At 68.4% G+C, this 9527-nt stretch carries 9 protein-coding genes; 7 read left to right on the top strand and 2 right to left on the bottom strand.

Features of this window, described 5'->3' with window-relative positions; translation table 11 throughout:
• Positions 1 to 222: 222 nt before the first annotated feature.
• From LKD76_RS18835 to LKD76_RS18820, 4 genes are all read left to right on the top strand, one after another.
• The gene (locus LKD76_RS18835) at positions 223 to 1617 is read left to right on the top strand and encodes an ATP-binding protein (protein ID WP_227982633.1); all 1395 of its coding nucleotides are present in this window, start codon (positions 223 to 225) and stop codon (positions 1615 to 1617) included.
• A gap of 25 nt (positions 1618 to 1642) precedes the next feature.
• A complete protein-coding gene (locus LKD76_RS18830; RefSeq protein WP_227982632.1) occupies positions 1643 to 3595 on the top strand; it encodes a vWA domain-containing protein in 1953 nt (650 codons plus the stop codon).
• 254 nt (positions 3596 to 3849) lie between these two features.
• The gene (locus LKD76_RS18825) at positions 3850 to 4962 is read left to right on the top strand and encodes a glutamate--cysteine ligase 2 (RefSeq protein ID WP_227982631.1); all 1113 of its coding nucleotides are present in this window, start codon (positions 3850 to 3852) and stop codon (positions 4960 to 4962) included.
• Between the two features lie 133 nt (positions 4963 to 5095).
• Positions 5096 to 5884: an alpha/beta fold hydrolase gene (locus LKD76_RS18820; RefSeq protein ID WP_227982630.1), complete on the top strand. Its 789-nt coding sequence runs from the start codon at positions 5096 to 5098 to the stop codon at positions 5882 to 5884.
• On the opposite strand, the gene LKD76_RS18815 is transcribed toward LKD76_RS18820, so the two are convergent.
• Both LKD76_RS18815 and LKD76_RS18810 read right to left on the bottom strand, forming a co-directional pair.
• A complete protein-coding gene (locus LKD76_RS18815) occupies positions 5878 to 6636 on the bottom strand; it encodes a helix-turn-helix transcriptional regulator (RefSeq protein ID WP_227982629.1) in 759 nt (252 codons plus the stop codon). The two genes, LKD76_RS18820 and LKD76_RS18815, sit on opposite strands and share 7 nt — an antisense overlap.
• A 199-nt stretch (positions 6637 to 6835) precedes the next feature.
• Positions 6836 to 7525, bottom strand: coding sequence for a class I SAM-dependent methyltransferase (locus LKD76_RS18810; RefSeq protein ID WP_227982628.1), 690 nt, complete (start codon positions 7523 to 7525; stop codon positions 6836 to 6838).
• A gap of 219 nt (positions 7526 to 7744) precedes the next feature.
• Here LKD76_RS18810 and LKD76_RS18805 point away from each other — a divergent pair, with 219 nt between their 5' ends.
• The 3 genes from LKD76_RS18805 to LKD76_RS18795 all read left to right on the top strand — a co-directional run bounded on the left by LKD76_RS18805 (position 7745) and on the right by LKD76_RS18795 (position 9414).
• A complete protein-coding gene (locus LKD76_RS18805) occupies positions 7745 to 8119 on the top strand; it encodes an SHOCT domain-containing protein (RefSeq protein ID WP_227982627.1) in 375 nt (124 codons plus the stop codon).
• Between the two features lie 78 nt (positions 8120 to 8197).
• On the top strand, positions 8198 to 8401 hold the full coding sequence (locus LKD76_RS18800; protein WP_227982626.1) for a DUF8691 family protein: 204 nt from the start codon (positions 8198 to 8200) through the stop codon (positions 8399 to 8401).
• A gap of 407 nt (positions 8402 to 8808) precedes the next feature.
• Positions 8809 to 9414 carry a sigma-70 family RNA polymerase sigma factor gene (locus LKD76_RS18795; RefSeq protein WP_227982625.1) on the top strand — a complete coding sequence of 202 codons (606 nt, stop codon included), beginning with the start codon at positions 8809 to 8811 and terminating at the stop codon, positions 9412 to 9414.
• The last annotated feature ends 113 nt before the right edge of the window (positions 9415 to 9527 follow it).

Genomic DNA, 9527 nt, shown 5'->3' with positions numbered 1-9527 from the left:
GGCCGTTTTCCGGATCGCGGCGGGGATGGGCGGCGCTGAATACGCCCGGTTTCCAGCGGCCACCCACAGGACATCGACATCAGGAAGTGCGATGCATCGCATAACCGGTTTGTCGTAACCAGCCGCGCATCGGAGCGTTCGACCACGGTGATCCGCGCTGTCCGCGCGCAGCGAACAGCGAAGCCGTTGTCGGAGTCGCCGGATCGTCGTAGCGTCGCTGTGGTGAGTGTTCCCCAGCATCTGCCCGCCACCGCGGGCGCACTGCGCGCCGCCGGTTATCAGCCGCGCGGGGTGAAAACCGAGATCCGCGAGAATCTGCTCGCCGCACTGCGGTCGGGAACCGATCCGTGGCCCGGCATCGTCGGTTTCGACCGCACGGTCGTCCCGCAACTGGAGCGAGCGCTGCTGGCCGGCCACGATGTGGTCCTGCTCGGCGAGCGTGGCCAGGGAAAGACCCGCCTGCTGCGCACCCTGGTGGGCTTGCTGGACGAGTGGACGCCGGTCATCGACGGCGCCGAACTCGGCGAACACCCGCTCGCGCCGATCAGTCCCGCGGGCCGGCGCCTGGCGGCCGAACTGGGTGACGATCTGCCGGTGGCCTGGCGGCATCGCAGCGAGCGATACGCCGAGAAGCTCGCCACTCCCGACACCTCCGTGGGCGATCTGATCGGCGACGTGGACCCGGTGAAGGTGGCCGAAGGGCGCAGTCTGGGCGATCCGGAAACCATTCATTTCGGGCTGGTGCCGCGCGCCCACCGCGGCATCGTCGCCCTCAACGAGCTGCCCGACCTGGCCGAGCGGATTCAGGTCGCGCTACTGAACGTGATGGAGGAACGCGATATCCAAGTGCGCGGCTACACGCTGCGCCTGCCGCTGGATGTGCTGCTGGTCGCCACCGCCAATCCCGAGGACTACACCAACCGCGGCCGCATCATCACCCCGCTGAAGGATCGCTTCGGTGCTGAGATCCGCACCCACTATCCGCTCGACGTCGAGGCCGAGATCGCACTGGTCCGGCAGGAAGCCGAGCTGGTCGCCGAGGTCGGCGATCCGCTGATCGAGGTGCTGGCGCGATTCGTGCGATCGCTGCGCGAATCCTCGGCGGTGGACCAGCGCTCCGGCGTATCGGCCCGGTTCGCGGTCGCCGCCGCGGAGACCGTGGCCGCCGCCGCACTGCGTCGCGCGGCATTGACCGGGGAGCAGCCCGCGGTCGCCCGGCCGGTGGATCTGGAGTCGGTACCGGCCGTCCTACGCGGCAAGGTGGAGTTCGAATCGGGTGAGGAGGGCCGCGAGACCGAGCACCTCACCCACCTGCTGCGACGCGCCTTCGCCGATACCGCGCGCGGTCGCCTGGCCGGAGTGGACCTGCGGCCGCTGGCCGAAGCCGTCAGCGCGGGCCATCCCGTCACGACCGGAGAACGCGTGCCCGGGCAGGAGGTGCTCGCGGCGCTACCGGAATTGCCGGTACTGCAGGAGGTCGCCGACCGGCTGGGGGTCGGTGCCACCGATTCTCCCGCCCGGATCGCGGCCGCCGTCGAATTCGCCCTGGAGGCACTGTATCTGGGGCGGCAGCTGGCCAAGGATTCCGAGGACGGCACCGCCACCTATGGATCCTGATCACCGAACGATGGTGTGAGACAACATGACAGCCCCCGATCGCTATTCCTACGGCCCCTACCACGACGGACCCGATCCGCTGGCGCCACCACTGGATCTGCGCGACGCGCTCGACCAGGTCGGTCGAGACGTGATGGAGGGCAGCTCACCGCGCAGCGCGCTGGAAGAACTGCTGCGTCGCGGCACCGCCCACGCACCGGGCCTGGACGAACTGACTCGCCGGCTGTGGCAGCGCCGCGCGGAGATCACCCGCCGGCATCGGCTCGACGGCACCTTGCGGCAGGTGCGGGAACTGTTGGAGGAGGCGCTCGAGGCCGAGCGCGCCGCGCTGTTCCCCGATCCCTCCGACGACGCCCGCTTCGCCGAGGCGCAACTGGACGCGCTGCCGTCGAGCCCGGCCGGTGCGGTCACCGAACTCGCCGACTACGCGTGGCGTTCGCAGACCGGCCGGGAGAACTACGAACGCATTCGTGAACTGCTGGGACAGGAACTGCTCGACTCCCGGTTCCAGGGCATGAAGCAGGCGCTCGAGAATGCCACCCCCGAGGATGTCGAAGGCGTGCGCCGGATGATGTCGGATCTCAACGATCTGCTCGCATCGCACGCGCGCGGAGAGGACACCGCCCAGCAGTTCGCCGAGTTCATGGCCGAACACGGTGAGTACTTCCCCGAGAATCCGCGCGACACGGAGGAATTGATCGACGCGCTCGCGGCCCGCGCGGCGGCCGCGCAGCGGATGATGAATTCGCTGACACCGCAGCAGCAGGCGGAACTGAGCGAACTGATCGGTCAGGCGTTCGGTGATTCACGCATCGCCGAGCAGATCGCCGCCCTCGACGCCAACCTGCGTGCGCTACGCCCCGGTGAGGATTGGGAATCGGGACAGCGCTTCCGCGGCCAGGACCCGATGGGCATGGGTGAGGCCGCACAGGCCATGCAGGATCTGGCCGAATTGGACGCGCTGGCCGAACAACTCGGCCAGTCCTATCCAGGAGCCCGGCTCGAGGATATCGACCTCGACGCGTTGACGCGCCAACTCGGTGCGGAGGCGGGTGTCGAGGCCGGTCGACTGGCTGAGCTCGAGCGCGAACTGCGCCGCCAGGGCCTGTTCGAGCGCGCGCCCGACGGGTCGCTTCGCCTGACGCCCAAGGCCTTACGCCGACTCGGTGAGGTGGCGCTGCGCGATGTGATCGGCCGCCTGCGCACCCAGCGCGGACAACGCGACACCGTGACCGCCGGCGCCGCGGGGGAGCCGACCGGCGCCAGCAGGCCGTGGCAATTCGGCGATACCGAACCATGGGATGTGTCCAAGACCGTGCGCAATGCCGTACTGCGTTCGGCATCGACCGGTAGCCGGCGGGTATCGCTGGCGGTCTCCGATGTGGAGATCGCCGAAACCGATCAGCGCTCGCGCGCGGCGGTGGCGCTGTGCGTCGACACCTCCTGGTCCATGGTGCAGGACGGCCGCTGGCTGCCGATGAAGCGGACCGCGCTGGCGCTGCACCAGCTGATCAGCACCCGGTTCCGTTCCGACGCACTGGAAGTGATCACTTTCGGCCGCCATGCCGGCACCGTCGACATCGGCGAGCTGACGGCCCTGGAAGCGGTGTGGGAGCAAGGCACCAACCTGCATCACGCCCTCCTGCTCGCGGCCCGCCATCTGCGCCGTCACCCCGATGCGGTGCCGGTCGTCCTGGTGGTCACCGACGGCGAACCCACTGCCCACCTCGAACCCGACGGCACCTCCTACTTCAACTGGCCGCCCGAGACGCGCACCCTGGCGGTGACCATGGCCCAGGTCGACACCCTCGCGAAACTCGGTGCCTCGGTATCGGTTTTCGTGCTGGGAGAGAATCCCAGGCTCGCGGCGTTCGTCGATCTGATGGCCCGCCGCAGTGGCGGGCGGGTGATCGCGCCAGATCTGGACGGGCTGGGTGCGGCGGTGGTCTCGGACTATCTGCGCGGCCGGCGGCGCTAGACCGCGCCGCCGCGCCGACACGCTCTTCGTCGAGGTGTTTGGCCTGTCGGGGCCGGGGTAGCGCGGTGTGGAACGGGTAAACACCGGCGCATCGGATCGGAGGACGCCATGGGATTCGGCGAACAGCAGCGAGATGTTGCCGGGGTGCGGTCGCGGCTGGCTCCACCGCTGTGATGCTCGCATCCTCGCCACGAGTGCCGCCGCGGTGTGCCCCCGCCGCGAATCCCGATGACCGCCGCGGAGTGTGAGACCCGGTGAATGTCGCGGATGTGACGGTCGGTGTCGAGGAGGAATTCCTGCTCGTGGACCCGGTCTCCCACGCCCCCGTCCCGAAGAACACCGAGGTGGCTCGGTCGGCCCGGCACTCGGGAGTGGAGCTACAACTGGAGCTCACCAGCTGCCAGGTCGAGACTGCCAGCGGGGTCCACACCCGGGCCGAGGATCTGCTCCGGGAACTGCGCGGGCTGCGCGGCGCGGTGGCGCGCTGCGCCCGCGACAACGATGCGCGACTGTTGGCGGCGGGGGTCCCGCCGACCGTGCCCGACTCCTATCCGGTGACCGATACGCCCCGTTACCAGCGAATCGCCGAGCGTTTCGGCAGGCTGGCCCACGAACAAGGGCTGTGCGGCTGTCATGTCCACGTCGCGGTGCCCGACCCGGACATGGCGGTGCAGGTCAGCAACTTCTTGCGCCCGTGGCTGCCGGTGTGGCTGGCGCTCACCGCGAACTCGGCGGTCTATCGCGCCGCCGACAGCGGCTATGCCAGCTGGCGCAGTATTCTCTGGCGGCGCTGGCCCAGCGCGGGGCCGCCGCCGTATTTCCGGTCCGGTGCGGAATACGACGCCGCGGTGGCGATGATGCTGGCGTGCGGCAGCATCCTCGACCCGGACATGGTGTACTGGGATATTCGGCGGTCGACCACGTTCCCGACCCTCGAGGTCCGGATCAGCGACGTACCCGCCACGGTCGAGGAGTCGGTGCTGCTGGCGAGTCTCGTCCGGGCCGCGGCGATCACGGCCGAGGAGGCGGTGCGGCACGGCGACCGCGCCCCTGACGTGTCGGCGGCGGCACTGCGCGCGGCGTACTGGAAGGCTGGGCAGGCCGGACTCGACGGCGAGGGAGTGGACCCGGTATCGGCGCGGGTCGAGCCTGCGGGCACGCGGCTCGACCGGCTCGTCGGCTACGCCGCTCCGGCTCTGCGCGAGCTCGGGGAGTACGAATTCGTCACCGATATCCTGGCGCGGGTGCGAGCCCGCGGCAACGGTGCGCAACGGCAGCTGGCGGCGTTGCGCAGGCGCCACGACATCGACGATGTCGTGGCGGAACTCGCGCGCGCGACGACAGCCGGATGCCCGGACGGTGCTTGACCGGCGCGGGTCGGACGAGATCGCCGCCGCGGCAACCGGTGCCGCGATCGGACAGACACGGCGCACAGGCCAGACTAGAACGTGTTCCTGCTAGATTGGGCGGCGGATTACCCGAGAGGAAGGCGTTGTTGTCATGCCGCACGTGACCTCGGCCGGCGCGAAGGTCCACTACAGCGACCCGGGTGGCGACGGCCCGGTCGTAGTGCTCGGCCACGGCTACTTCTTGGATCGGCAGATGTTCGATGCCCAGGTGGCCGGACTGGCGCCGCGGTTCAGAGTGGTGACGGTCGATGCCCGCGGTCACGGCCTGACCGAGGACGACGGAACGCCGTTCAGCTATTGGGATCTGGCGCGTGATTCCTGGGCAGTGCTCGACGCGCTCGGCGTGGACAAGGCTGTCGTCGGCGGGATGTCGCAGGGCGGATTCACGGCATTGCGGATGGCGCTGTTGCATCCGGGCCGGGTCGACGGGCTGATCCTCATCGGTACTTCGGCGCAGGCCTACAGCCCGAAACAGAAGATCGGCTACCGCGAGGTGATGGACACGTGGATGGGTACGGCGCCGCTGGCCCCGCTCGCCAAGACCATGGCCTCGGTGATGATCGGCGGTACCCGCGATGACCAGCAGCCGTGGCTCGACAAGTGGCTGAACTCCGACCGGACTCGGCTTCGGCTGGCGGCGGACTGCCTGATCAACCGCGAAACCATCACCGAAATGATCGGTGCCATCACCTGTCCGGCCGTTCTCGTCCGCGGAGTCGGTGACCAGGCGTTCAGCAATGAGGAGATGGCCGCGCTCGCCGAAGCGCTCGGCGGTTCGGCCGCCCTGCACAATGTGGCCGGAGCGACCCACGCGGTGAACATCACCCATCCGGACGAAGTCAACGAACTCGTGCTGGACTTCCTGAACGAAATCTACTGAGCGCCGGCGCGATCGGTCAGCAGACCGACCACCATCCGCGCCGGTCGACCATTTCCGGCCGTGCGGAACTGTTGCGTCAGTACCGCGTACACGGCTCCCGAGCGTGGATTGCGTAGGCGCACCACGGGATCCGTCCGGTGCGTGACGACGCGCCCGGAGCTCCACAGGCGGCGGAAGTCCGGGTGCTCGGCCAATTCGTCGACCAGTTCACGGACGTGCCGCCGATCCCGCGGCCGGGCCGCGTAATGCCGCAGCGCGCCCACCGCCAGGCCCGCCTCGCGCTCCCACTCCTCGAGTACCAACCGGGCATGAGGGTCGGTGAAGATCCAGCGCAAGGTGTTGCCGCACTCCCGCACACCGGGAAAGGCGGCCTCGAAAGCTCGGTTTCCTACGACGATGTCGAATCGATCGGTCAATACCACCGCCGGGTTGGGGGCGAGGGCGTCGAGGGTCTGCCCCAGGACGGATTCACGGAGCGGATCGTCGTCCCGGGCCGGTTCGGTATGGCCCGCGAGACGATAGAGGTGCGCGTGTTCGTCCACGTCGAGGCCGAGGGCCGTGCTCAGGGCATCCAGCACGCCCGTGCTCGGGCTGACCGCGCCCCCCTGTTCGATCTTGGCTATGTAGCCGACACTCGAATGCACCGCCGTCGCGAGCTGTTGCCGGCTCGAGCCCGACGGGGCCGACGCGGTGGCGCGGGTGCGACGGCCGCGCACGAATCCCCCCAGATCGGGCAGGTCTAGCTCATCCACTGGCCCTCCGGACGCCGTGCTCGAATCGATCCGTTCACTAGTACCACTGATGAGTAGTACTACTGCGCGGTGGGCGGGCCGGATGAGGGTCGGTGGCCGTATTGCCTCGTCATCGCTCGGGCTGGTGGCATGGACGGGTGAGCCTGCCACCGAGTCCGATATGGAGGGGAGGACTCGGTGGCCGCTCCGCGCGGGCCTGTCAGCCCAGATGAGCCTGCAGCAACCAGGCGGGCACCGAGGTGCGGCCACCAGGTTCGTCGTGGACGTCGTCGAACCGGATCGGTGACCGGTCGTCGCGCGGAAGATTGTTGCCGTGGATGCGTGCCGGGCGGATATCGTCGATCACCCAGTACTTCGAGACCACTTCGCGCAGTTCGTCTTCGGTGACCGGGTTGGGGCCGAATCCCTCCGGCGGGTGCGGCAGCGCCTTGCGATCGAAGACGAGGACGAAATACGACGCCGCGGGGGCCGCGGCACGGACGATCGCCTGCTGGTAGCCCTCCCGCTGGTCCACCGGAATGGAATGGAACAGGGTGCTGTCGACGATGGTGCCGAAGCGGCCGTCGTATCCGGTGAACGAGGCGATGTCGGCGACCTCGTAGGAAGCGGTGGTCAGTCCGCGTCGCGCCGCTTCGGCGCGGGCCATGTCGACGGCGGTCGGGGCGGAGTCCAGCCCGACGGTCGTGTGGCCGCGTTCGGCCAGATACAGCGAGATCGCGCCCTCGCCGCACCCCACATCGAGTACGTCACCGTGGAACCTGCCCTGGTCGATGAGCGCTTTCAATTCCGGCTGCGGCTCGCCCAGACTCCACGGGGGTCTGGCATCCAGGAACGGGCCGGCCTCGCCCTGGTAGGCGCTCTCGAACGTGAATTCGCCTGGTGTGGTCATGATTCCCTCCGGATCGGTCGGGGCTATCAGACAGGGTCGAGCTCGTTTCGATGCTACGGCGCTGCTGACAGGTCACCCGCAACGGGTGAAGCGCCGGCGCGCGTCGGCGGGTGAACTGGTCGGGTGCCGCCACGGCTGCCGCGATGGCCGCGGTCCGCGACGGTGACGCGCAGAGCCGTTCGGCCCCACGAAGCCGGACGCCGGCACCGAGGAGACGTCATGCCCGTATGGGATGTGTTCTGGCTCATCATCATGAGTTTCGCGTTCGTCGCGTATCTGATCCTGTTGTTCTCGATCATCACCGACCTGTTCCGGGACCACACCACGTCCGGCTGGGTGAAGGCGATCTGGGTGGTGTTCCTGTTCATCCTGCCGCTGATCACCGCGCTGGTGTATCTGATCGTGCGCGGGGGCGGTATGTCGGAGCGTTCCGCGGATGCGGCGAGGCAGGCCCGAGCGGCCCAGGACGCGTACATCAAGGACACGGCCGGGACGAGTTCGGCCGCGCAGATCGCCGATGCGAAGAAGTTGCTGGACGACGGCACCATTACCGCGGAGGAATTCGACCGGCTCAAGGGCAAGGCGCTGTCCTGAGCCGGTCGCGGCGGCTGTGGGCGTGAACGGGCGGAGGCGTGACCGGGCGAGGCGGCGGTGTGCGGAAGGTGGGTGGCGATGCGGTACGAATTCGTCCTCGACAGCGAATTGTCCGAGCGCCTGCTCGCCGAGTTCCCCGAGCTGACTCACAGTGTCGTCGGGTCCGCGGGGACGACGACACTGTTCGGCTCGCTGGCCGACTACACCGCGATGCGCAGTGTGCTGGCCCGCATCGATGCGCTGGGATTGACGCTGATCGAGATGCGTCGCTTGCCGGATTGAGGCGCGACCCGGCTCGCTGGTCGCGACCGGGCGCGCGAAGGGGGGACCGGCAGCGGCGACCGCCCAATGCGAAAACATTCGGACTCGCATTATTTTGCGGCCGATTCGAGTCACAGGGGAGGGAATTGTCGCATTTTCGATGCAGACTGGCCGGTTCTGCTGAACCCGGCCGGAAACTAGTGCAAAATTAATTTTGTGTCGCGGTTAACATCCCGCATCCCGGATTCGATGCTTCCAATGTCGTCTCTTGGACGGCACCGGTCGGTCGGTCACGGCTGTCCGCCCGGGCACCACGCTCTTGGACGCGCGCATCGACGCTCGGCGCTGCACGCAGTGAAAAGGCGATTCGGCAATGGGGCCGATCTCGTCTCCGGTATGACTATCCCGCGAAATGAGAACGGTGTGCGATGGACATCGATGAGCGTTCCCGCAAGGGCACCTCGGCCACCACTGCGGCGAAGCTAGCAACCTTGCTGCATGAGACTGCGGACGGCAATGCCGATGCGTTCGCCGAGTTCTACCGCCGTACGAACGCCCGCTTGATGTCGCGGCTGACCGCGATTCTGCGCAGTCCTGTGCTGGCCCAGGAGGTCAGTCAGGAGGTCTATCTGCAGGCGTGGGCGGCAGCGGGTGAGTACGACGCCGGCCGGGCCAGTCCGATGGCCTGGCTGATGATGTTCGCGCATCGCCGTGCGGTGGATCGGGTGCGTTCGGAGCAATCGATGGCCGATCGCGAACGTGCCTTCGGTCGCGGTCAGTTTCTGCGTGAGCGGGACGTGGTCTTCGACGAGGTCACCCAGCGCATGGACGAGCACTCCGTCGCCGGGGAGGTGAACCGGCTCGGGCATCGGCAGCGGGAGGCGATTCTGCTCGCCTTCTACGGCGACCGCACCTATCCGGAGGTCGCGCACGACCTCGGGATACCGGTGCCGACCGCGAAGGCCCGGATCCGGGCCGGACTGAAAACGCTGGGTACCAGACTTTCGGCGGCCGCGCGCGACGATATCCGGTGAGCGGAAGCCGCCTGCGGGCGGCGTCGCCGGCCCCTCCGGGGTGAATCCCGCGGCGCACCGGTGCGGTGGTGCGCATCCGGGTGCCCGTGGCCTGTGCGGCTTGTCGTAATTAC

It is taken from the genome of Nocardia spumae (assembly GCF_020733635.1).
Taxonomy (GTDB): Bacteria; Actinomycetota; Actinomycetes; order Mycobacteriales; family Mycobacteriaceae; genus Nocardia; species Nocardia spumae.
Note: the sequence above shows the minus strand (reverse complement) of the source record. Positions and strands in the feature narration are given on the sequence as shown.